The organism is Klebsiella michiganensis (assembly GCF_015139575.1).
Classification (GTDB): Bacteria; Pseudomonadota; Gammaproteobacteria; order Enterobacterales; family Enterobacteriaceae; genus Klebsiella; species Klebsiella michiganensis.
Window position 1 is genome coordinate 950,408 of sequence record NZ_AP022547.1, and the last position, 23,608, is coordinate 974,015.

Annotated in this window: 21 protein-coding genes; 6 read left to right on the forward strand and 15 right to left on the reverse strand. The window is 55.4% G+C overall.

Features of this window, described 5'->3' with window-relative positions:
* Nucleotides 1-308 precede the first annotated feature (308 nt).
* Nucleotides 309-731 carry a hypothetical protein gene (locus tag JLG71_RS04620; RefSeq protein ID WP_009654947.1) on the forward strand — a complete coding sequence of 141 codons (423 nt, stop codon included), beginning with the start codon at nt 309-311 and terminating at the stop codon, nt 729-731.
* 497 nt (nt 732-1,228) lie between these two features.
* A complete protein-coding gene (locus JLG71_RS04625) occupies nt 1,229-2,782 on the forward strand; it encodes a peptide MFS transporter (RefSeq protein ID WP_004124798.1) in 1,554 nt (517 codons plus the stop codon).
* Between the two features lie 40 nt (nt 2,783-2,822).
* Here JLG71_RS04625 and JLG71_RS04630 read toward each other — a convergent pair whose 3' ends face one another.
* Complete coding sequence (locus JLG71_RS04630) at nt 2,823-3,602, reverse strand: acetoin reductase (RefSeq protein ID WP_032751132.1); 780 nt, start codon at nt 3,600-3,602, stop codon at nt 2,823-2,825.
* A gap of 167 nt (nt 3,603-3,769) precedes the next feature.
* Between JLG71_RS04630 and JLG71_RS04635 the strand changes: the two genes are divergently transcribed.
* Nucleotides 3,770-6,481, forward strand: coding sequence for a LuxR C-terminal-related transcriptional regulator (locus JLG71_RS04635; protein ID WP_200913997.1), 2,712 nt, complete (start codon nt 3,770-3,772; stop codon nt 6,479-6,481).
* On the opposite strand, the gene JLG71_RS04640 is transcribed toward JLG71_RS04635, so the two are convergent.
* From JLG71_RS04640 to JLG71_RS04655, 4 genes are read right to left on the reverse strand one after another with little or no spacing between them, the layout of a single operon-like run.
* Nucleotides 6,478-7,956 carry an MdtP family multidrug efflux transporter outer membrane subunit gene (locus JLG71_RS04640; protein ID WP_025106040.1) on the reverse strand — a complete coding sequence of 493 codons (1,479 nt, stop codon included), beginning with the start codon at nt 7,954-7,956 and terminating at the stop codon, nt 6,478-6,480. The genes JLG71_RS04635 and JLG71_RS04640 overlap by 4 nt on opposite strands.
* Entirely contained in the window at nt 7,953-9,890 is a 1,938-nt protein-coding gene (locus tag JLG71_RS04645; protein ID WP_064358904.1) for an FUSC family protein, read from the reverse strand. Before JLG71_RS04645 ends, JLG71_RS04640 begins: the two co-directional genes overlap by 4 nt.
* Nucleotides 9,891-9,899: 9 nt before the next feature.
* On the reverse strand, nt 9,900-10,928 hold the full coding sequence (mdtN, locus tag JLG71_RS04650; RefSeq protein ID WP_014226708.1) for a multidrug transporter subunit MdtN: 1,029 nt from the start codon (nt 10,926-10,928) through the stop codon (nt 9,900-9,902).
* Nucleotides 10,929-10,934: 6 nt separating this feature from the next.
* Nucleotides 10,935-11,207 carry a YtcA family lipoprotein gene (locus JLG71_RS04655; RefSeq protein ID WP_014226707.1) on the reverse strand — a complete coding sequence of 91 codons (273 nt, stop codon included), beginning with the start codon at nt 11,205-11,207 and terminating at the stop codon, nt 10,935-10,937.
* A 269-nt stretch (nt 11,208-11,476) separates the two neighbouring features.
* Here JLG71_RS04655 and yjdI point away from each other — a divergent pair, with 269 nt between their 5' ends.
* Nucleotides 11,477-11,707, forward strand: coding sequence for a 4Fe-4S mono-cluster protein YjdI (gene yjdI, locus JLG71_RS04660; protein ID WP_004134525.1), 231 nt, complete (start codon nt 11,477-11,479; stop codon nt 11,705-11,707).
* A gap of 11 nt (nt 11,708-11,718) precedes the next feature.
* Nucleotides 11,719-11,991, forward strand: coding sequence for a GNAT family N-acetyltransferase (locus JLG71_RS04665; RefSeq protein ID WP_014226706.1), 273 nt, complete (start codon nt 11,719-11,721; stop codon nt 11,989-11,991).
* Between the two features lie 148 nt (nt 11,992-12,139).
* Here JLG71_RS04665 and JLG71_RS04670 read toward each other — a convergent pair whose 3' ends face one another.
* The 10 genes from JLG71_RS04670 to JLG71_RS04715 form a co-directional block, all read right to left on the reverse strand.
* Nucleotides 12,140-13,072, reverse strand: coding sequence for a fimbrial protein (locus JLG71_RS04670; RefSeq protein ID WP_064358909.1), 933 nt, complete (start codon nt 13,070-13,072; stop codon nt 12,140-12,142).
* Between the two features lie 44 nt (nt 13,073-13,116).
* A complete protein-coding gene (locus JLG71_RS04675; protein ID WP_048260352.1) occupies nt 13,117-13,620 on the reverse strand; it encodes a type 1 fimbrial minor subunit FimG in 504 nt (167 codons plus the stop codon).
* Between the two features lie 12 nt (nt 13,621-13,632).
* Nucleotides 13,633-14,163: a type 1 fimbrial adaptor subunit FimF gene (locus JLG71_RS04680; RefSeq protein WP_139153579.1), complete on the reverse strand. Its 531-nt coding sequence runs from the start codon at nt 14,161-14,163 to the stop codon at nt 13,633-13,635.
* Nucleotides 14,164-14,173: 10 nt separating this feature from the next.
* A complete protein-coding gene (locus JLG71_RS04685; protein WP_200913998.1) occupies nt 14,174-16,804 on the reverse strand; it encodes a fimbrial biogenesis usher protein in 2,631 nt (876 codons plus the stop codon).
* Nucleotides 16,805-16,877: 73 nt separating this feature from the next.
* The gene (locus tag JLG71_RS04690; protein ID WP_029946879.1) at nt 16,878-17,564 is read right to left on the reverse strand and encodes a fimbria/pilus periplasmic chaperone; all 687 of its coding nucleotides are present in this window, start codon (nt 17,562-17,564) and stop codon (nt 16,878-16,880) included.
* Between the two features lie 73 nt (nt 17,565-17,637).
* Nucleotides 17,638-18,177, reverse strand: a complete 540-nt coding sequence (locus JLG71_RS04695; protein ID WP_048260349.1) for a type 1 fimbrial minor subunit FimI — start codon at nt 18,175-18,177, stop codon at nt 17,638-17,640.
* Between the two features lie 71 nt (nt 18,178-18,248).
* The gene (gene fimA, locus JLG71_RS04700) at nt 18,249-18,797 is read right to left on the reverse strand and encodes a type 1 fimbrial major subunit FimA (RefSeq protein ID WP_025106048.1); all 549 of its coding nucleotides are present in this window, start codon (nt 18,795-18,797) and stop codon (nt 18,249-18,251) included.
* 498 nt (nt 18,798-19,295) lie between these two features.
* The gene (locus tag JLG71_RS04705) at nt 19,296-19,886 is read right to left on the reverse strand and encodes a tyrosine-type DNA invertase (protein ID WP_025106049.1); all 591 of its coding nucleotides are present in this window, start codon (nt 19,884-19,886) and stop codon (nt 19,296-19,298) included.
* A 568-nt stretch (nt 19,887-20,454) separates the two neighbouring features.
* Nucleotides 20,455-21,057 (reverse strand): tyrosine-type DNA invertase, encoded by a 603-nt coding sequence (locus tag JLG71_RS04710; protein WP_025106050.1) that lies wholly within the window; start codon nt 21,055-21,057, stop codon nt 20,455-20,457.
* Nucleotides 21,058-22,041: 984 nt separating this feature from the next.
* Entirely contained in the window at nt 22,042-22,653 is a 612-nt protein-coding gene (locus tag JLG71_RS04715; RefSeq protein ID WP_025106051.1) for a LysE family translocator, read from the reverse strand.
* 149 nt (nt 22,654-22,802) lie between these two features.
* On the opposite strand from JLG71_RS04715, the gene JLG71_RS04720 reads away from it, so the two are divergent.
* A complete protein-coding gene (locus JLG71_RS04720; RefSeq protein ID WP_014226704.1) occupies nt 22,803-23,264 on the forward strand; it encodes an Lrp/AsnC family transcriptional regulator in 462 nt (153 codons plus the stop codon).
* Nucleotides 23,265-23,608: the final 344 nt, after the last annotated feature.

The following is a 23,608-nucleotide window of genomic DNA, read 5'->3' on the forward strand; positions in this document are numbered from 1 at the left end:
TAGCTAATATAATTCTTAGCGCGCGGACATTTAAAATGTAACGCGAAACTTCTGAAAAACATGTCCAATGAAATAAAAAGTGGATTTTATTTCAATCTTTATGTCAGAATCGCGTTATGGCAGTAAAAACCATATTTTATATATTTTCATTATGCAAGCCATAATGAGCGGATACTAACGAACGCTACAGAAATAACATTCTGAGGCGTTGTCTGATTATTCGCATGGAGAATTATCGTGATGCTATCCTGTCTTAAAAACCTCGCTGGTGATTATATAGGATATAAATCATATGGCAGGAAGAATAAATGAGTTCGATGACAAATAGCCTGGAAAGATTAAGGAAGGAAAAGGAGGAGATAAAGCGACAGCGGCGTGAGTTTAAAATAAAATTCGTGTGCTTATATGTCTCAATATTGTCACATCTAAAAGCAAATCCTGATAATAAAGTTACCAAGGGTTCTTTTGGCGATGCCAAAAAAATCACCGTGGCAAACGATGGTTTCTTTTTTGATATTAGTTTCAAATATGACTACGCAAGAAATAAAGTGCGGATTATTGTATCTGAAGAAAGCCTGTCGCTGAAAGTCAGGCTCACCCTGCGGCTGACGGCATCAAAAGCGAAATGGCGCATTGTAAAAATATCCCATAAAAAGTTTAAGTATATTTTTAGAGTCATGAAGCCACAGCTGATTGAGGAGCTTATCGTCTTTTTGATCCGCTATCTGTAGATATCTCCTCTCCGTCAATGGGCCAATGAGCCGGGATGCTCGCTTCGATCGTTCTTCCGGCTGCAGGTTGGAATATTTCCTGCCGCGAGTTCCTCCTGGTTTGAGTCGATGAGAATGTCATTAAACGGCATTACTCAATAAAGCCCCCATTAATGCTGTTTTTTCCCGCTTTTACCCCTTTTATCGCCCGGGTTTTCTGGTGGGATGAAGTTGCCAGGGTGATTTCTTAACTCCTTGTAAATAAATGAAAAAGTATCATTTTTGTCATGAATGCCTCTGTCAATCACATTTCCTCTGTCGCCAACTTTAAATCTGTAAAAGTAGACGTTTGTCGACTTTTCATCTAAAAAGTTGGGGGAAGGGACTAGACAGGACCATTATTAGGTTATCAAATGGTTAAATTACGTCACATTAAATGTGAATGATTGGCCTTGTGTATAAAAGGCCAACACGCTTTCCGCTGCGTTAAAGCGCTGCGGACATCTTTGGGAGAAGTTATGCATTCCTCTGTTAATAAAAATGAAACTCGGACCTTTTTTGGTCATCCTTACCCCCTCGGTTCGCTGTTTTTCACCGAAATGTGGGAACGGTTCTCGTTTTACGGTATTCGACCATTACTGATCCTGTTTATGGCGGCCACCGTCTATGACGGCGGGATGGGGCTGGCGCGCGAGAACGCGTCGGCCATTGTCGGGATCTTTGCCGGGACCATGTATCTTGCCGCACTGCCCGGCGGCTGGCTGGCGGATAACTGGCTCGGGCAACAAAAGGCGGTCTGGTACGGCTCGATTCTGATCGCCCTCGGCCATCTCTCCATCGCGCTGTCGGCGGTGATGGGGGATAGCCTGTTCTTTATCGGCCTGATGTTTATCGTGCTCGGTTCCGGCCTGTTCAAAACCTGTATTTCGGTGATGGTCGGTACGCTGTACAAGAAAGGCGATGCGCGCCGCGACGGCGGCTTCTCGCTGTTCTATATGGGCATCAACATGGGGTCGTTTATCGCCCCGCTGATCTCCGGCTGGCTGATTAAATCTCACGGCTGGCACTGGGGCTTCGGCATCGGCGGCATCGGGATGCTGGTCGCGCTGATTATCTTCCGCGTCTTTGCCGTTCCGGCGATGAAACGCTACGACAGCGAAGTCGGCCTCGACTCCACCTGGAACAGCCCGGTAGTGAAACGAAACGGCGTCGGCGCATGGCTGCTGGCGCTGACGGTCGGCGTGGCGGTTATCATCGCGTTGATTGCCCAGGGCGTTATCGTGATTAACCCGGTGGCGGTCGCCAGCGTGCTGGTCTACGTGATTGCGGCGTCGGTGGTGCTCTATTTTATCTACCTGTTCGTCTTCGCCGGACTGAGCCGCAAAGAGCGCGCCCGCCTGCTGGTATGCTTTATCCTGCTCATCTCCGCCGCCTTTTTCTGGTCGGCGTTTGAGCAGAAACCGACCTCGTTTAACCTGTTCGCTAACGACTATACCAACCGTATGCTCGGCTCCTTCGAGATCCCGGCGGTGTGGTTCCAGTCGATCAACGCCCTGTTTATTATTTTGCTGGCGCCGGTATTCAGCTGGGCATGGCCTGCGCTGGCGCGCAAAAACGTCCGTCCGAGCAGCATCACTAAGTTTGTTATCGGTATTTTATGCGCGGCGGCGGGCTTTGGTCTGATGATGCTGGCGGCGCAAAACGTCCTGAGCAACAACGGCGCGGGCGTTTCGCCGATGTGGCTGGTGGGCAGTATTCTGATGCTGACGCTGGGGGAGCTGTGCCTTAGCCCGATTGGCCTGGCGACCATGACCCTGCTGGCGCCGGAAAGAATGCGCGGCCAGATGATGGGGCTGTGGTTCTGCGCCAGCGCCCTGGGTAACCTGGCGGCGGGCCTGATTGGCGGGCACGTGAAGGCCGATCAGCTGGATATGCTGCCTGACCTGTTCGCACGCTGCTCCATTGCGCTGCTGATCTGCGCCGCGGTGCTGTGCCTGCTGATTGTTCCGGTTCGCCGGATGCTGGAAAACACCCGCAGCGACAAGCCGCAGGAGCCCGCGGCTAACGCGTAATCCCGCAAAAACCCGGCGCGTTCTGCGCCGGGTTTATCCCTTAACGGTAAACAATACCGCCATCGATCAGAATCGACTGACCGGTAACATAATCGGAGTCCGGGCCTGCCAGATAAGAGACCAGGCTTGCCACATCGTCCGGCGTTTCGGCGCGGCCAAGGGCGATGCCTTCCACGTATTTTTTATAGGTTTCGCCCACCGGCGCACCGGTAATGTCGGCGAAGCGCTTATCGATCTCGGTCCACATTCCGGTTCCCACAATCCCCGGACAGTAGGCGTTTACCGTGATGCCGCGGCTGGCGTACTCTTTCGCCGCTGCCTGCGTCAGGGCGCGTACGGCAAATTTCGTGGCGGAATAGACGCCCAGCAGCGCGAAACCATCATGACCGGCGATAGAGCAGGCGTTGATGATTTTCCCTTTCTGCTGACGATCGATGAATTTTTTCGCCGCCGCCTGAATGCCCCACAGGGTACCCTGAACGTTGATGCGCATGATGCGGTCCACTTCTTCAGGCGTCACATCGGCCAGCGCCTGAACCTGGGCGATCCCGGCGTTGTTCACGATAATATCAAAGCCGCCCAGCTGTTTTTCCGCTTCATCAATGGCGGCGTATACCTGCGCGCGGTCGGCGATGTTAGCGACGAAGGTGGCCGCTTTACGCCCCAGCGCTTCCACTTCGGCGGCGACGGCGGCAATCCCTTCCGGGTTCACGTCGACCAGCATCACCGACGCGCCGTCTTTAGCCAGACGCAACGCGATACCGCGACCAATGCCCTGACCGGCGCCGGTCACCAGCGCAACTTTATTTTCGATAGCCATGTCTGTACTCACCTTGTACTGATTAATAAACCAGGGAGGCCCGCGGCCGATGTCGTCGTAGCCGCTGCGGCGAATGGCACTACTCTATCGGGCGCAATAAGCGTGGCCTACCCCCCTGATGGGGGGGATAATGAGCGTACGGACTGGATTTAAGGAGTAATCGCAGTATGGCTTTTTTACCCTCGGCGGATGATTCACTGACAGCGTTTGTTCATCAGGAACCTTTACGTTTCACCGGGACGCTGCCGCTTATTTCCACGCGCTTTACGCCGCCCCGTACGCCGGAAAGCCTGCTGTCGCGGGAGCGCCTGCTGCAGCGCCTCGACGGCGCCGTTTCCCGCCGTTTAACCCTGCTGCGCGCGCCCGCCGGGTTTGGCAAAACCACCCTACTGGCGCAGTGGTACCGGCACCGCCTTCGACAAGGGGATGCGCTGGCCTGGCTGAGCCTTGAAGAGGACGACAACGCGCCGCTGCTGTTTATGCGCTATCTACAGGAGGCGCTGCGGCCGCTGTGGCAGGGGTGGAGCCCGTCGTTTCTGCATCTGTTACAAGGTGAGCTTCCGGCCGAGCTCCCCCTGTTCTTTGCTGAGCTCGTTAATCAGCTTAATCAGTGCCCGCACCCGCTGTACCTGATCCTCGACGACTATCAGTGCATCAGCGACCCGGTGATTCATCAGGGAATGAGCTGGCTGCTGCACCATGCGCCGCCGGCGCTGCATCTGCTCATCGGTAGCCGTAGTCAGCCGCCTTTAGCCCTGAGCCGTCTGCATATGCAGGACCAACTGCTGGAGGTCGATGATCCGGAGCTGCGCTTTAACCCCAGCGAAGCCCGCGCTTATTTCGCTGGCGCGTCGGGGCTGGATCCGCAGGCGATCCCCCGGCTTATCGCGCTCACACAAGGGTGGGTCGCGGGAATGAAAATGGCCGCGCTCTCCCCGGACGCGTCTACGGCGATGGGCTTCGGCGCCGGCTCGCGGTCAATCTCCCGCTATCTGGATGAAGTGATTTTCGCGCCGCTGCCGCCCGAAGTATTCGACTTCCTGCTGCATACCTCCGTGCTTAATCGCCTGCATCCGGATCTGTGCGATGCCGTCTGCGGCCGCCATAACGGCGGCGAGATGCTGAGGTGGATAGCGCAGCACAATCTGTTTCTTTCCGCTCTGGACGACAGCGGCCGCTGGTTTCGCTATCACCCGCTGATGCGCGACGCGCTGCTGCATCGCCTGCGCCACGGCGGGGATATTGATATTCGCCAGCTGCACGATCGCGCCAGCGCCTGGTTCGCCGCGCAGCAGCTGTGGGCCGAGGCGATACGCCATGCGCTGGCCGCCGGAAAATCGGCGGCCAGGGATGCGGAAGCGGGCGCGCAGTCTCTGGCGGAGGAGGGGGATATCGATACCCTGGTGCAGTGGATACGCTACCTGCCAGCCAATCTCGACCCGTCGCGCATCGAGCTTCAGCTTAATCTGGCCTGGGCGTTAGCCCACCGCTTCCGGTTTAGCGACGCTCGCCAGCTGCTCGACGCCATTGAGACGCAATCGGCGGCGCATGGCGGGGCGCTGGCCCACAGCTCGTGGGTGAAGCTGCGGGTCGTTCGCGCGATCTGCGAAGCCTTTGCCGACAATATTGCCCGCAGTATCGCTATTGTCGAACCGCTGCTGCGCGAGGTGCCCTGCGGCGATATCTGGGTTGATGGCCTGGTGTGCAACATCCTCAGCTACTGCCATCTGGCGGACTCCCGGCCGCAGCAGGCGCTGGAGGTGCAGCAGCGGGTATCCGGCGTCAGCGTTGCTAACCGCAACCTGTTCGTGACGGTCTACCGGGCCTTTGTCATGGCGCAGAGCTATTTGCGCCAGGGGAATCTCGCCGAAGCGGAACGTCAGGCCGCGGGGGCGCTGCGCTATGCGGAGCAGCATACCGGCGAGAACGCCAGCAGCGGCGCTACCCTGGCGCCCATTCTCGCCGAGATAGCCTGGGAGCAAGGGAAGGGCGAGCAGGCGCAAAGCCTGCTGGTTCCGCGTCTGGAGACCATCGACAACTTCTGTCCGCCCGACGGCCTTAGCCGCGGCTATATCATCCTGGCCCGTCAGGCCCGTGAAATGGGGAGACTGGCGGAAGCCGAATCACTATTACTGCATGCCGAAGGGCTGGCGGCCCAGCGCGGCTGGCTGCGGGCGCAGGCTCCGCTGCTGGCGGAGCGGATTGCCGTTGCCCTTCACGCGGGCGACAAACTGGCCGCCGACGCGCTGCTGCTTCGCCTGCAGACCCTTAGCCAGACGGAGGCTGCCGGCGGATATATCGCGCTCAGCCAGAGCCGTCTCCTTATCGCCGCCGGCGAACCGCAGGCCGCCGCCAGGCTGTTGGATACGCTGGCCGGCGTGCGGGAAACCAGCGGCGAGTGGCTATTCGCCGTGCGTTTGCGGCTCAAACAGGCGCTTGCCCTCTGGCGTGCCGGCGAGCGGGAGCAGGCGATGGCTGTCTGCCGACCGGCGCTTGCGCGCGCGCTGCGTCAGGGGCTGTGGCGCAGCCTGCTGGAGGGGAGGGAAGAGATGGCTGCGCTGCTGGCGGAGATGCACAAGCGCGGCGCGGCGGATGATGCGCTGATCGCCGATATCGTCGCTTTGCTGTCCCGCTTCGCCGCCGCCGGTATCGTGATTGATACGGCGCGTCCGCAGCCGCCCGCGCTGCGGCTGACTGAACGGGAGCAGCAGACCCTGCGTTTAATTGCCAGCGGCCATTCCAACAAGGGCGTGGCGCGCGAGCTGGGCATTTCGGCGGAAACCGTCAAATGGCACCTTAAGCAGCTGTATGAAAAGCTGCAGGTGAAGGGGCGCATCCAGGCGGTAAACCAGGCGCGCGAATGGCGCCTGTTAAGCTAGCGCGATGGGGCGTTCTCGCTCAGCGCCGGGCCGCGATAATCGCCGCCCAGCGCTTTAATCAAGGTGATATCGGTACTGAGCCGCTGGGCCTGGATATCCAGCAGCAAAAGCTGCTGCGCGATGGCCGGGCGACGCGCCTCCTGCGCCGCATAGTAGCTGACCAGCCCGCGCTGATGGTGCGCGCTGGCGCTGCGGGTGGTCACCATCGCCGCCGTCACTTTCTGCTGCTGCAGGGCGGCCTGCTGGTTCAAATCGTTCAGCTGGCTCGAGCTAATCGCCACGTCGCGCACCGCGTCCAGCACCGCCTGGTTGTACTGCTTAATCAAAATATTGCTCGCCGTACGCGTCGATTTCAGGTTGGCGTTTAAGCGCCCGCCGTCAAACAGCGGTAAATAGAGCCCCGGCAGTATATTGATCTGCTGGAATGAGGACTTAAACAGATCGCCGACGCTCAGCGCGTTGTAGCCCCAGAAGGCCTTGATATCAAAGTGCGGGTAAAAGGCCGCTTTTGCCGCGTCCACCTGGCTCATGGAAGCGCTAACGTAGCCGCGCAGCGCCTGCAGGTCCGGGCGGCGGGCCAGCAGCTCAAACGAGAGCGAGTCCGGGAGCGTTTCCTGCAGCGTCGGCAGCGCCACGGGGTGAATCTCCGGCATGCTATGCGCATCGGCGCCGATCAGCGCCCGCAGGGTTTCCCGGTACTGCGTCAGCGTCCCCTGCGCCGTAATCACCTGCTGCTGCGCCGCCAGCAGCTCCGCCTGGGCATTGGCGACATCGACGCTATCCTCGACGCCGCGCGCGGTACGATGCTCGTGCGCCTGCACCGAGAGGCGGGCGATAGCCTCCAGCTGGTTGAGTAATTCGATTTTCTGAAAAGTTGCCTGCATCGCGAAATAGAGCTGAGCCACGCTGCTGGCGAGATCCAGCTCGATACCGGCGGTCTCCGCCTGGCGGGCGTTCTTTTCGCCAATCGCGGCGGCGACGCGGGCGCGGTCGGCGCCCCATAAATCGATATTCAGCGTCGCTCCGACGCCGACCGTGTTCAGCGTGTACCAGGGGCCGTTTTTATCCACCGGCAGGGAGAAGGAGTAGGGCCAGGTAAACTGTTTATTGGTCACCCGCAGGCGGTTTTGCGCCGCCACGGCGGTGGCCTGTACGCCCATTGCCGACTGCGCCAGCTCAACCGTGGACTGCGATTGCGAAATACGCAGCCGCGCCGCCTGCATGGTGGGGGAGTTCTGCAGCGCGCGATTAACCAGCATATTGAGCTGGGGATCCTGATAGCCTTCCCACCACCGCGCCGTCGGCCAGCCGCTGTTCGCCAGGTGGATCACCTGCGCCAGCTCGGCCTGCTGCGGGTTGACCAGCGGTACCTGGCCGGGATCGTCCTGAATTAACGCGCAGCCGGCTAATTGCGTGAGGGCGAAGGCAAGCGCCAGGGAGCGCCAGACGCGCGGAAGAGGAGTGGTTTTCGTCATGATCGGGTTGCCTGTCGCGGAATAACGGAAGACGCAAGCGGCCACGTGGGCAGCGCGGCCAGCGCATTGACCAGCGGCGCGCCGAACGGATTCGCCGGATCCGGCTGCTGCGCCTGAACGCGCTCAACGGTATTTTGCTGCGCATCGATATCGCTGGCGTAGGCTTCAAGCCGCCGGGCGCAGCGGGCTAAAAAGGTATCTTCCGGCGCGGCGTAGAGGCGATAGCCTTCGCTGAGGCGCAGGATCTCCTCTGCCTGACGAAAGGTTGCCCGCGCCGGCCAGCTTTTGGCTTCCGGCCACGGGTGCGCATAGGTTCCCAGCGGCTCGGCGGCCACCCGGTTGATTAAGGTTTCGCTCTCGGTCAGCGCGGCAAACAGCGGTACCTGCTGAACCTCATCGTCGCGGGCGGCGAGGGTTTTCGCCAGCTGGCGATAAAGCTGGGCCAGACGCGCTTTCAGCTGCGGCGCTTCGCTATCGGGCCATAAATAGAGATGAACAATGGAGGAAACCAGTACGCCGAGCAGGATGCCGATAACCCGGTCGCGCAGCTCGGTAAGGTTGCTGAGCGGGCCAAACCAGCTCAGGAATGCCAGCGCGAAGGTAAAGCCTATCTGAATGCCGGCGTAGGCGATGCGCTCCGACCCCGCCGCAATCCACGCCGCCAGCGCGAAGACCGGTAGGGTCATCGCCAGCAGGCCGCTCAGCGAATCGGTCCAGGGCTGCACAAAGACGATCAGAAGCAGCGCAATCAGCGTGGCCAGCAGCGCGCCGCCAATGCGTAGCCACGTTTTCTGCATGGTGGCGCCCAGGCCCGGCTGGGCGACGATCACGCAGCTCAGCATGATGGTGTGGATGCCCTGCCAGTCGGCGGCGGTGTAAAAAACGTAGCACAGCAGCGTCGCCAGCAGCGTTTTCAGGGCAAAGTGCAGATAGGCCGGATTGGACCACGCGTCCGGCAAAAGCAGCGGCGCTTTTTCCACTTCGCCCTGCGGCAGCGGGATGGTTTCGCCGCGCGCCAGCCGCGCCAGAACCTCGGCGATCTCCTGCAAAATGGCGCTGTTGGCGCCGTCGCGCGGGACAATCAGCGGCTGGACCTCCGCCGCCGCGGGCAGATTATCCGCCAGCGCGTTAAGCTGGCTGGCTATCCGCCGACGCGCATCGGGATGGTCGTCGCCCGGCTGGAGCAGCGCCGTCAAATGAGAGCAGCTCAGCGCGGCGGCCATCAGCGACTGCCAGGCCTGCGGGCTGGCGGCAATCTCCGGCGTGGCGCGCGCGGCCTGCTGATACAGGGACCGCAGTTGGTTAAACTGCCCGGCAATCTCGGTAACGGTGGGCGGCGGCGTGCCATCGTCCGGCTGGCTCAGGCGCCGCGCCGTCTGGCGGAGCATCACCACCAGCCGGGCTTTGAACTGATAGCCGGGAAAGGCCTGCTGGAAACAGGCGTTGACCAGCAGGGTCACCAGAATCGCGGTGTTGATCGCCACCCATAGCCACAGCAGCAGGCGCACCAGAATTTCGCTCTGGCTGGTCATCGACGGGAAGGTCTGGGCGTAGATGACCGCCAGCGCCACCACGAAAAACGCCAGCCCGAGCTTGCCGAGCACCCGCATCAGGTAAATGGCGCAGAAGAACAGGATCACCGAGGCGACCAGGCGGATCAGCGGATAGTCATAGGTCCACTTGATAATCAGCAGCACGCCGCCCAGCGCGACGCTGACGGTCACCACGAAAACCACGCTTACCAGTTTGATCATCAGGACGTTCGGCTGGCTGACGTAAAACACCACGATCAGCGCGACGGCGAGGAAGGGAATATGCAGCGTCATAAACAGCACAATCAGCACCGCGCAGCTGAGCGTCAGGCGCAGGGTGTAGTTCGCCCGCCCCGGCGCATCGCGGAGTTCCCGGGTCAGAAAGGGCCACAAGCTCTGCATGCCGTCTCCTTATTGCGGCTGCAGAACGGCGCTGGCGGAGGCGCCCATACGAAACAGGTTCGGGTCGGGGTCTTTAACGGCGATTTTGACCGGGAAGCGCTGGGAGACGTGGACCCAGTTGATACTCTTCTGGATCACCGGCAGGCCTTCAATCACGCTGCCGCCGTCGGGCAGAACGCCGGTGCCGACCGAGTCGACTACGCCCTCGAAGGCGCGACTGTGGTTGGTCATCACGGTGATTCTGGCCGGAACGCCGGGCCGCACGTTTTTTAAATCGGTTTCGCGGAAGTTCGCCACCACGTACCAGTGGTCGTCATCAAGCAGGGTAAAGACCGGCTTCAGGGCCGAGGCGTACTGGCCGATCGTGGTTTTCAGCGCCACCACCACGCCGTTAAACGGCGCGCGGACTTCGGTAAATTCGAGGTGCAGCTCGGCCAGCGCAATTTGCGCGAGGATGCCCGCCCGCTGCGCCACCATGGCATCGACGCCGGTCACGGCGGCGGAAGCCTGTTTGGCCTGCAGCAGGGTGGCTTCCAGCTCGGCGCGCGCCGCTTTTTCTGCCGTTCGCGCCTGATCAAGATCCTCCTGGGAGGCAAACCCCTGCGGTACCAGCGGCTCAAGGCGAATGCGTGAAGAGGTGGTTTGCTTAACCAGCGCTTTAGCGCGTTCAACGGCGGCGCTGACCGATTGCGCGTTGTACTCCTGCGCTTTGATCGTGCGCTGAGTCAGCATAATCTGCGCATCAAGCGTGGTCAGCCGCGCTTTGGCATCATCAAGCATCGCCTGGTAGGGGCGCGGGTCGATGCGGAACAGCAGGTCGCCTTTTTTTACCCGCTGATTGTCGCGAATCGGCATCTCGACGATCCGCCCGCTCACTTCCGGCACCACGTCGATGGTGTCGGCATAGACATAGGCATCGTTGGTTTCCGGCGAGGTTTGCAGCTGCCAGATAACCAGAATCAGCGCCACGATAGCGGCGAGAACGAGCGCCAGCAGGGGCCATTTTTTGCGGATAACGCTTGAGCGGGATGAGGTCATAGGTATCTAGTTTACGAAGAGCAGGAACCACAGAATCGTGGCGAACAGGAACATCAGCGCCAGATAGCTGAAGACCAGCGGAGAAAATCGCGACTGCCATCCTTTACGCACAATCAGGATATGGCAGGGAATAAGTAACAGCGCGGCGCCTGTTAAGCAGAAAAACCAGCCCGGGAATGCGGCGCCTAATACCGGAATCGCCGGGGATAATGAGCAGCCGGAGAGCGTAAATAGCAAGAATAAGAGCGTAGGGCGCGGCAGCTTTACAATGCGATTCAAGACTGAATACCTGAGTGCTCGGGTTAAGGTGAAATGAGTGTAATCTCCCTACCGGGGAAATAAAAGATAGATATAACCGAAGCGTCTGTATTTCATCGATAAACAGAACATTTTCTTTGGATAACGAGTGCATAGAAAATCATTCATTCTGCATTAATGGCGTGAGGCCGCTGGAATATAAATTTCGCCCGTCGCCGATAGTCAGCGGTTGTTGGCAGGGCTATGCTTAGAGCCAAAGCTAAAAAAATAGTCAGAACTGAGGCAATGTCATGGATAAAGAACTACTGGAAGCGGGCTATCGCGCCTATACCGGCGAGAAAATCGATGTCTACTTTAACACCGATATCTGTCAGCACTCGGGTAACTGCGTGCGCGGTAGCGCGAAGCTTTTCAACCTGAAACGCAAACCGTGGATCGTCCCGGATGAAGTGGACGTGGCCACGGTGGTTAAGGTTATTGATACCTGCCCGAGCGGCGCACTAAAGTATCGCCAAAAATAAGCGAGCAAATGATGGAAATACTGGAAGGTCATAACAAGTTTTACGTCAATGACGCCGACGGGAAGCAGGTGGCGGAAATTGTTTTTGTACCCACGGGCGAGCACCTCAGCATTATTGAACACACCGACGTCGACCCCAGCCTGAAAGGTCAGGGGGTGGGGAAAAAGCTGGTGGCGAAAGTGGTGGAAAAAATGCGCGGCGAGCAGCGTAAAATTATACCGCTATGCCCGTTTGCTAAACATGAATTTGATAATACTCGCGAGTACGACGATATTCGCGCCTGAATAAATGCGCCAGCATGCTGGCGCAACAATTTGAGTCGAGAGCTGGCGGCCGCGTATTGTAGCGTCTTCTGTAAGCTAAATCGTTACCAGCCATATGGCCGGGGAAAGGTTATAAGCCATCGGCAGCCGGGGCTGTTGCAGCAAGAAATTACTGATAAACAAATGTCACCCCAATAATCGATTGAACGTTGCCGGCGGTAACCTGGCCGCTGGTTCGGGCATAATTAGCGATCAGCCCGAGATTGACCGGTGAGGTGCCTACCGTTCCTAAAGAAACCTCTTTATTGGCTGAAATAACGCTGCTATTTCGGGTTAGCTGAATGCCGATACCTTGAGCCGCCGAAGATGACGCGGTATTGGTAAAAACGGAATTGGCTGCGTCCGCGGTGGTGCCAGAGAGGTAATAACCCAGCGCCTGATTTTTCGCGCAGTGTACCGTCAATGGAATCGCCGTTGAGGCGGGGTAGTTGGGAAGATTAACCGTGACGCTGCGGGATGAGACATCACAGCCGCCGGTAGGCACAATGACGTCATTATTCGCATAGATATTCCATGTAAAACGTGCCTGATACTCGCGGGTATCATTATGAACGTTGGTACCGACATGAAGCATAACCAACCTGGCGATTAATGAGCCCGACTTGATGACAACTCCGGAAGCGGCAGAGACTGGAGTAAGATAAAGCATCGCATTCCAGGGAACAAAATTACCTGAGCGCAAATTGTAGCTTGCCGTACTCGAAGTCAGCGGGAAGTTATAGCTTGAGCCATAGTACTTCAGCGATCCGGTAAAGTTAGCAAGCAGGCCGCTGTAGGATGAGCCCAGCAGTATGCTTGTAAAATCGTTACGGTCTTCTGGAGTGTCATTCTTACAAAATATGGATTGAGATAAGTCCACGACGAGGTTTTGGCCAACCCCCAGGGACGGCTGTAAATTAACATAGACGTTTGTGGACTGATCGCCGTATAAGCTGTCCAGGGTCACGCCCGTAGCGTCATAGCAGGTAAAGGCGTGAGCAGCCGTAGAGTAACCTGCTACTAATGATAAAATACAAAAAATCTTGTATATCAGCTTCCCAATCTTTGACGTGGTCTGATTTTGATAATTCATTTATTTCTCCTGATTCAGGCGTAGGTATAGGTGACGTAAATCACCGCCTGGATCGTTCCTTGAGTCGCGCCTCCGTTGACCGTCAGCGCCCTGACCTTGAGAGGAAACCGGGTTGATTGCGTTGAATCATCCACCTGCACCTCTTTTCTCGCACCGGTGTTCAGCGTGTTTCCGCCTTCATCCTGTAGCTCAAGCTGGATATTGCGGGCGGTACCCTGGTTTCTGTAGTAACCCGTGGCGTCCGCCGAGCCGCTGAAGCTGGCGGTGACCCGCGAGGTGCCGACCGGGCAGTTGCTTAAATCGAGCTCGGTACTGTGCCAGGCCGACGCGGAACCTGCTGATACCAGGCTGAAGGTATAGAGTTCCCCCAGATCGACGCTGGCGTTAGTGGTGGAAACGGTACAGGGTTTGGCCACCACTTTGCCGTTAACGGTAATAGTAATGTCGGTGGCCTGCAGCACCGGGGAAAATGCGGTCAGCGTGATTGCCAGAAGCCACCCGGCATGAATCCATTTCATCAGAGCCTCCGTTTACTGGAATTCGAGCGTGAATGTCGCGGTAGCACTAACGTGCCCGGCGGTGACCGGCACCCGGGTGGTCATCAGCCGGGCGTAAAAGTTCAGCGTGTTGGTCCGGCTGGGGGCCAGAATAGTCCACGGGATTGCAGACGACGCGGCATTAAGCGGCAGCGCCGTCTGCTGCGCGTCAAGGATCTGCACGCCCATCCCCGCCGCCGCTGAAGTGCCGCGATCGAGCTGTAACAGGTCGGTATTGATGCTGTCGGCAACGCCAACAAAGCCGACCTTCACCGAGGTGACCGCGCTGCCGCAGGGCGACAGCACAATGCGAAACGGCACCAAAGGCGTTGTGGCTCCAACCCTATGCAGCTGCTTCGTGGCGTTATCCATCAGATCGACGGTAAAATCTTTCGACTCACCCGCCACGGCGCAGGCGTTATCGCGAACGTAGCCGCTGATGGTGATGGTGCTGTCCGCCGCGCTGGCGTTGGTAATCACCAGCGACAGGACGGCGCTCAGCAGATAAAAAGGTATTCTCATCATCATGACTTCCTTAACGGCAGACTGCCGACAGCTGGCTCAATGCCTGGTTCTTACTTTCGGGCGGCAGGCTGTAGTCAGCCTCGCAGCTGGCGTTCGGACCTTCGCCCCATTTCGCCAGGACTTTGCCAGCCAGCGGCATCCCGCTTAGATAGACCTGGCCGTTATCGGCGACGATGCTGCTGCCCTGGCTACCGGCCGGGGTGACCAGCGCGCCGAAGGGAACCGGCTTTCCGTTATAGATGAGCGACATCAGCAGCTTGAGCCCGACGTGGGCTTTAAACTCCGCACGGGCAATCGCGCCGTGGGTCGGGACGACGCTGACAACCGCATCGTCCAGGTCGACGTTATCGGCCAGGCTGTTGGTGTCCAGCGCCACCCGGTTTTCCCGGTATTCGGTGGCGTAGGGCAGCACGGCGTAGCCGCGCCAGTCGGTCTGAACCCCGGTCTGGTTTTCCACTTTGACGTTGTCTGCGCCGGGGGCTTTGATCAGCACCACCGTGTCGTTCATCGGCTGGCTCAGGGTGACGCCGTCGGCGTGAGCCAGCACGCCGCCGCTCAGGCCGTAGTACAGCTGTTTGATACCGTCGCTGCGGCTGTAGCCGACGTTGGCGTTGCCGTAGCCGCCGCGGTAGTTCAGCGCCGCGTAGCCGGTGCCGCCGCTGTTGCCCTCACCGCCGCCGGCGTAGCCGGTCTGCATGCTGTAGCTCAGGTTGTTGTCCTCCAGCAGCGTGCCGTGCAGGCCCGCCAGAGTGCTCATCCGACCATGCAGATCGTTTGACATGCTGCTACTGGCGCTGGCGTGCCGCCAGGCCGATTTGCTGTCGGAACGCAGCCAGTGGCTGAACGGAATATTGACGTTGACTGCCAGCATCTGGTCGCGCCCCTGCTGCCAGGCGTTTTTGGTCAGGCTGTAGCTGAGCGTCCAGTTGATATCATTGACGGCGGTGTTCAGCCCCGCCTGGAGCTGCTGATCGGCCTTGCCGGTGCCCCAGTAGGTCTGATGACTGCCGTTCAGGTAAAGAGTCGCAGTACGCCCCAGCTGCTGGGTGATGCTGGCCTGTATTTTGCCGCGCTTGTTGTAAGCGAGGTTGTAGTAGTCGGTGAACGTCGGCTTCACTTCAATCACCCCGTCCTGGGTCGCGACGTTGTAGCCGCTCATCCGGCTGTAGGTGGTATCGGCGAAGCTGAAGTAGCCGTGCGTGGAGTAGCGGTAACCCACCAGCTGAATATTGGTGCCGGTATCCGTCAGCGACTTGTTATAGAGGAAGCGGACCGACTGACCCTGGTGATCGCTGTCATCGGGCAGGGTGGCATTGGCCTGGGTGACATCCAGCGACAGCGCCCCCAGCTCCCCCATGTTTTTCCCCACGCCGAGGTTAAAGGCGTGGTAGCGGTCCGCCAGCTGGGTGCCGCCGTACAGCGTCCAGCCCGCCGGGAGTCCTTGCAGCAACGTGCCCTGGAAGAATTTAGGTTTCTCCTGCTGATTGTTGCCGCTGCGGTACTCGCCGGCGGTGACCGTATAGCGGGAGTAGCCTTCGCGCTGGAGCACCGGAACGGAAGAGTAAGGGACGGTGAACACCTGACTGCTGCCGTCGGCCTCTTTGATGGTGACCTGTAGATCGCCGCTATTACCGGCCGCATAGAGATCGTTGATGGTAAACGGGCCGGGCGGTACCGTGCTCTGGTAGATCTCATAGCCGTTCTGTTTGACCGAGACCTGGGCCGTGCCGCGGGCAATCCCGTGAATGACCGGGGCGAAACCCTTCTGGCTGTCCGGCAGCATATTATCGTCGGAAGCTAACTGCACGCCGCGGAAGTTGATGCCGTCAAAGATATCGCCGTTGGTGTAGCTGTCGCCAAGGGTCAGGCGCGAGCGTAATGGCGTAACGTCTCGCTCCAGCCAGGTGTTAATGTGCTGCCATTGATTTTCGTTGTTTGCGGAACCGCTGCTGTAGCTCCAGGTGGTGTTGTCGCGCAGGCGCCAGGCGCCCAGATTCAGCCCGCTCTGCAGGTTCAGGTACGCGTAGTTGCTGCTGCCGCCGATATCGTTATGCACGGTGTTGCCGGTGAAGTTGTAGTTCAGCAGTAGCGCATTGATACCATCATCCCACAGCTCCGGAGGAATGCTACCGCGGGCGCGGTTGCCCATAAATGCCTGAGGAATGGTGAGGTAAAGACGTTGTTGAGCCACATCGAAACGGATCGTCATATCCTCGATCATCTCAAGTAAGGGGACGCAGCTATCGGCGGGCAGTTCCCCCAGCCCTGCGATTGAAGAGGTGCTGAGGCCCATGCTGGCCAACTGCCCGCGGGTAAGGCAGGGCAGCAATCCTTTACCTTTATCTCCGGCATCAAACGTGACGTCGCGGGTGGTCATATAACCGTCATTGAGATATATATCCACACGGTAGGTTCCCGGCGGTATCTCTTGTCCATTTTCAAAACCGGACAGATCCGCTACGGCGGTAGGATCGTCTGACAGGAACCGTGGATTGAAATAAAACTCTGCCTGCGCAGAAAAAGCCTGTGAGGTGAGTAAAATAAAAAGGGGAATCCTGGCCAGGATGCGTGTTGAGCGCAGGTTATTGCGTCGAATGCATTGTGAGCCCAAATGGTAAAGTCCATATTTCAAATATGACATAGTCCCTCCGGTCTAAAATCGCCGGCTGTCAGTTCTTTTTATTTCAAGCGATAGCGTTAACTATTGCCTTAAGTTATTGTGTTTTACCCGTCATTTTCGGGGTCAGCGCGCCATAATCATTAATTGTCCGGTAGGTAATTTCGCTACCTGAATCGGACGGTAATTTGACGGAGGTCTCTCCTAAAGGCGGCACCAGCGCATTTTCCAGTACCCGTTTTCCAGCATTAAGCTCGGTGACCGTCTGGTAGTACGGCGTTGGATTGCTAAGCGTGAGAACATTTCCATTACGACGAAATGTTAGTTTTTCTGCAGCCTGATCTGGCGAGAGCGCCAGGTTTGCCGGGCGATAATAGAGCTTGATACGGCTGATAATTGCCAACTGCAGGGTATTATCATTAAGCTTTGATTTATCCATTGAAGGAATAGCTTTAACATTGATCCAGAAAAGCGTTTCCCGATCCTGCGGTAATTGATTGTTAGTGGCATCGATAATTCGCAGAGTATTTTCTTTTTTCCCCTGCATAGAAAATAACGGTGGGGTGATGACAAAATGACCATCTTTACTCCCGTCATTATTCTCGATCCATGACTGAATCAAATAGGTGCTTTTCTCGTCATTATTAGTGACGGCTAGCTGGACCTGTTTGAGTTCAGCTGGATAAATAACTCGGGTTGCCCCTAAAGCCACGCCCGCTTCAGCGGAGGAAGTAAAACTTGCCAGGACAGTCATCATCATGCCTGCCAGCAGGCCACGTGTCATTTTCAGCTTATTTTTCACATATATTCCTTGTGTATTCACCGTTATTTCCCTTTTCGGTAGGTTGGCAGGCCAGTTATTGATAGGTTAAAGAAAATGAGGCCTGCGCATTTGCGACGCCTCCAGTCACCTGTTTTCCTGTGGCCCGATACTTTGCAACGAAATGGAGAGTGGTAGGCCCGGAATAAATTTGCATCCACCTTCTGGGAGGGTGATTGAGCGGTATGAGGCTGTTATCTTTGTCGAATAGCGCGATACCTATACCTGTAGCAATCCCCGGTCCTTCACCAATCGAAAGTACGTCTGGATTCTTACCGTCTGCGACCCCTCTGAACGCTACGCCAACATGCCGGCTAACGGTGGTATTACAGTCCTGCAGATGAATATCGAAAGACACAGGGGCGGTATCCTCGCCGGCTGAGTGAAATCGGTTACTGGAGATCTGTCCCATATTGACGATCATCTGCCTATCCCCGGCTTCTACCCGGCAGGATTCAGCGATAATTTCTCCCTGAAAACGCATATTTCCACCGGGTAAAGTGACGTTCCACCGATTACCCGCCAGGGCGAGTGGCGGTAGCAGAAAAATGAACAAACCTAATCTCATTTTATGCATCGTGATCGCTCCAGTTGTTTAGTGAAAAACGGGCCATCCTGGCCCGAATTGCTTCCTTGCCAACAAATGGATTATTCGTACTGGACTTTAAAGGTCGCGTCAGCGTTAGCGATACCGGCAGTGGCTGCACCGGTTGCGTAGTAGCGAGCCTGGAACGGAATGACGTTAGTGCCGTCGTTCAGGGTAGACGCCTTGCTGAAGGTTGCGCCATCCAGTGCCAGCGGGGTACCGGTGCTGTCGAGGATCTGTACGCCAACGTTGGTTGCGCTGCCCGCAGCGGAGTTCTGCAGTGCCAGTACGTTTGTATTGGTGTTATTAACCGCAGTACCAGAGAACGCAACAGACGCTTTAGTTGCAACGGTGGTGTCACATTCATCCAACTGGATATTGAAACCAACGGAAGAGCTGGTGCTGCCAGCGGTAGCCAGTTTTGCTGAACGCACCTGACCTAACATAACGGTTTGATCGAGAGAACCGGCATCTACCGCACAGGCTGCGTTGACCACTTCCCCTTTAAAATGCACGGTGCCGCCGTTTACGGTGGTGGTTGCGGCCAGAGCAACGGTAGAACTCAGGGAAAGAGCTGACAGAGCAACGATAGCCAGTGTTTTGATTTTCATGTTGTTTTCCTTTAAACATTATCGATATTACGAACCGTTGTTGGCAGTCGTTATGCCTTCCAGGCACTCCATTTTTAGCCGATGGTCCGACTGCCGGTTCTTCAAAGTTTTTACCTGACTGATGTAACAGTTAGGACCATTTTGACTCATTGAAATAAATGTCTTGTTTTATCGCTTTTCATTTTTTTAAGCGGGTTTTTAATCTGTTTTTTGTTGTTTTCTTGGTTCTTTATCGTATGTGGTGAGGTGGGAAAGGAAAACAAACAAGCTGATGATGAGAGTCGATGGAAAAGTGAATATGCTGAAACAGGAGGAGGAATACCATAAATGGTGGAGGGTAATTTATTTATAAATCAGGTGGTTATATTTATTTTGCCAAAAAAGATCATATTTGAGTTGCAGAATGTTTCAAAACTTTTTTATCATACGGACAGTTTGGTCCTAATTGACCCATTCGTTTTTCAAAAAAAAGAAAAAAATCAATAAATTAGCCATAAATTATTGATTGTATAAATTTTCAGCTAATAAGTTTTTTCTCTCCCATAATCCAGCGAATCGAGCAGCGTTACTGGCGGTATATCGTACTGTGTGGCGAATGTTACGATGACCGAGATAATCCTGTATCAGGCGGGTATCCGCTCCTCTCTCTGCCAGTTCGTAACCACAGGCATGGCGTAACATATGCGGATGGGTAGGCGTAGCGGTGCCGGCAGCGATACCTGCGCTTTTAATGATGCGGTAAGCCTGTTGACGGGAAAGTCGGGTGCCGCGGCGCGAGATGAACACCGCATCGCTTTTATCTGCCCTATACCAACTGGCGCGAATCTGGCTCCAGCATTCAAGCGCGTCACGTTCATCAAAACGCAAGGGATGCACCGTGGAGAAGCCGTTCTTCAGCCGACGGATATTGATGCGTCCTTCATTGAGATCAAAATCCCGATAATGCAAATCAAGAAGTTCACTGATGCGCATACCATGGCGAAACGCTAGCAAGATAAGGCAATAATCGCGTTCGCCGGTAGGGCCATGACGTACAGCTAACATCATTGCCTGAACTTCTTTAGCTGTAAGAAAACGACGTCGATTCATAATGTATCACTCCTGATATATGCATGTGGGCGGATGTCGCGGGACAAATCATCAGCATGCGTCAGACGCACCGCAATAAAGCCGAAAATTATCTGCGCATATACCCGTCATACTTCCAGTTGCTTGTGCGTTGGCAATACTCGGCCTCCTCCTTACGCGGCCAGCGCAAGCGCTGTGCAAAACGGTTAACCGTGTTGTCCTGCAACGCGATTTATTTAGGGTATATAAATACGGGTTACTGAAGCTGTGATAAGTTCAAGCTGACAAATTTGTCACCCATAATGTTTATCGATTTTTATTTGATATCACAAGAGACGCGCAGTCCCCCTGCTATCAGGTTATTAAAATTAAAGGAAAAATAATTAAATCTGATGGGTTTGAGAAATATCTTACTTAAATATTTTGCATTACAGCAAATCAGTGCGGAAAGTCATAATTATTTTGCAATGTAGTTATGTGTGTGACTGTTTTGATTTTAATAGTAACGAGTGGGTATGTGTTGGCGCTAAAGATGTATTCGCTGCGTACGGAAGGATTTCGACGCCGTAATCGGCGTCGAAGAGAAGGGTTATAAAATAACTCGCCTTTTTTTATCGCGGGCGCTATCCCAGATACCATAGAAACGACCGGCATTGCTGGCGGTATACCAGACGGTATGGCGAATATTTCGATGTCCGAGATAGTCCTGAATCAGACGGGTATCAATGCCCATGTTGGCCAGAGCAAAACCACATGAGTGGCGAAGCATATGCGGATGGATTTCAATTGGCAGGCCGGCATTGCCACCTGCGACTGAGATAACATGATAAAACTGCTGCCGCGATAAAGGATTTCCTTTACGTGACAAAAATAACCATTCGCTGTCTGCCTGCGGATAGGTTTCCCGAACAGTCAGCCAGCTTTTTAATGCCTGAATTTCTTTATTAATTAATGGGTGGGAGGTCGAGAATCCTCTTTTCAGCCGGTGGACGTAGATACATTTTGACTGAAGATCGATATCTGAGACCCGCAGACGGCAGATCTCACTGGCGCGTAGCCCGTGAATAAAGCACAACAACGTCAAACAGTAGTTACGTGTGGCGTGAGCTCCTGTGTTCGCTGCGGCTAACAGTGCCTCAATTTCGTTTTGCGTTAAGAAATTCCTTTTCGTATTGCCTGTATTGCTCTTCATAATGTCCCTTTTATTACGCGATATGGGGCTAGCATCCAGCTAACAGCCATTTAACTAATGGATACCGGTCATACTTCCACTTGCTTGCGCATTGGCTTCTGAGTGACTCGTCATCATCCATGATGACCTTGCCCTTACGGGCTTTCGCTCACCCCCGTTACTGACTCCAGTAACTCCCGGGGACTCGCCTTTCAGCTTCACCCCGTTGGGCCAGCCTAAGCGCTTTTCAAAACGTTTATTCGCTTTGTTCAGTAATTCGAATTATTTAGGGTATATATTATTACTCCATTTTATTTCTTGAACATGAATGTTTAGATTGATTTTTTCTGCGTGTGAAATCAATACTATTTCGGATAAGTATATAATGGGCCTGATTTATGTCTCGGAGCGGAAATTGAAGTCCAGCCAGTAAGCGTAAGAGTTGGTGGCATAAAAGAGTTGTAGCCGCTTGAGTTACGTACAATAGATATTCTTTTATTATGCTACTTCACATGCTTCTCATGATTTATTTGTTGTATTCAATTTGCGAGGTGAATTGTATCATTTGTTATGGTGTGCTGTTTGTTTATATCCATTTTTATGATGCTGGCATGTATTTGAGTCTCAATCCCAAAAATGCCGTTGGCTTGCTTTTTGATTTATTAATTGTTGAAAAATCAATAAGTTAAATTGTTTGATGTGAGGGTTTTCCTGGAACCAACTCAGTGCGAAGATAATATATCTTTTTTACTAAAGAGAAACTACAACACATGTTAAACAAAACTAAAAAAGCTGACTGAAGTAAACCAATTTCAACATTTAAGAGAGAGGGGGAATTACGTATAACTACGTAATGGATGAGAAGGATAGTAGAGATGTTACATGTATCAAATAGCTGTACATAATCAAAGATTGGCATATGCATATTCACATATAAGCTTTAGCTTCGGCACAACAACGAATAACACTGAGTGTGAGATCTGATCTCACACTCTGGCTATTTGGTTAAGTCAACTCTCCGTAAATCAGGATGGAGGCGGTCAGAATCATAATAGAGCCGGATAGCATACTAATTAAATACGCCACATGAGGGCGGGTTGTTAAAATAGCGCGTGAACAGTATCCAACGACCAGGTAAACCAGTGTGCAGGTTAACAGATGTAAACTGCTGAGTATCAGCATTTGCTGCGTGACCGACCAGCTTCCCTGGGGGTCGGTAAACTGCGGCAGGAGGGCCAGAAACAGAAGAAAGACTTTTGGATTCAGGCCGCTAATGCATAATCCCTTAATCGCCCAGCGATTCCAGCTGCCCGCGCTGTGCTGCTGGGTATCAGGCATCGGCGGATGGCGTAAAATAGCGATCCCCAACCACATCAGATAGCCTGCGCCCAGCAGCGTGAGCGTCGATAGCGCCAGCGGATGATTGGCGATTAACACGCCGATTCCGGCGATGACGATCAGCGTGGCCAGCAGGTGGCCAGACATGAGTCCGGCGACGGCGGGTATCACGCGCCGTCCGTTGATCCCCGCGCTGATGGTATAGGCCCAGTCAGCGCCCGGCGTAATGATCAGCAGAAAGGAGACCAGCCAAAAGCTGGCGATAAAGCTCATTTCCATGGACGGCTCACCTCTGCGTGCTGACGGCAATTTCTCATCATTTTCCCTCGTTAAGCGGCGGTTATTTGAGGGAAAGAATATCGAGTTTATTGCGCAATGAGCTTTCAATGTTATGCTTTAAGGCGTTCTTCTGAGGGAAAATCTTCCAAATGGATAGCATCGATCGAAAAATTCTTGCTGAGCTACAGGCTGACGGACGGCTGTCGATAACCGAGCTGGCCGAGCGGGTGAATCTCAGCCTTTCGCCCTGTCATCGACGGCTGCGGACGCTGGAGCAAGAAGGCGTGATTACCGGCTATCGGGCTAATCTGGATCCGGCCAAAATGGGCTTTAACTTTTTGGCGATCGTCTTCGCGACGCTAAAAGAGGGCGATAAGAAAGCGGTAAGCGCGTTTGAGGAGGCGGTGGAAGAGATACCGCAAATCGTGCTGGCGCAGCGCCTGTTTGGCGATCCGGACTACCTGATGCACGTGGTAACCCGCGATCTCCCGGCGTTCCAGAAACTGTATGATGACAAACTCTCGGCAATGCCCGGCGTGCAGCACCTGCGGTCGACGCTGGTGATGAAAACGGTTGTGCAGGATCGCCCGTTTCCGCTCGGTAAGGGGTGATTATGCCACTCTGCGCGCTGCTCCCCGGTCGCGGCTAACGCCTTACCGGGGCTACGGGTTCACCACCGTCTGCGATCCGGTAGCCCGGACAGATGCGCAGCATCGCCTCCGGGAAATTCAGCTACTCTGCGCTCTGCTCCCCGGTCGCGGCTAACGCCTTACCGGGGCTACGGGTTCACCGCCGTCCGCGGGCCGGTAGCCCGGACAGATGCGCAGCATCGCCTCCGGGAAATTCAGCTACTCTGCGCTCTGCTCCCCGGTCGCGGCTAACGCCTTACCGGGGCTACGGGTTCACCGCCGTCTGCGGGCCGGTAGCCCGGACAGATGCGCAGCATCGCCTCCGG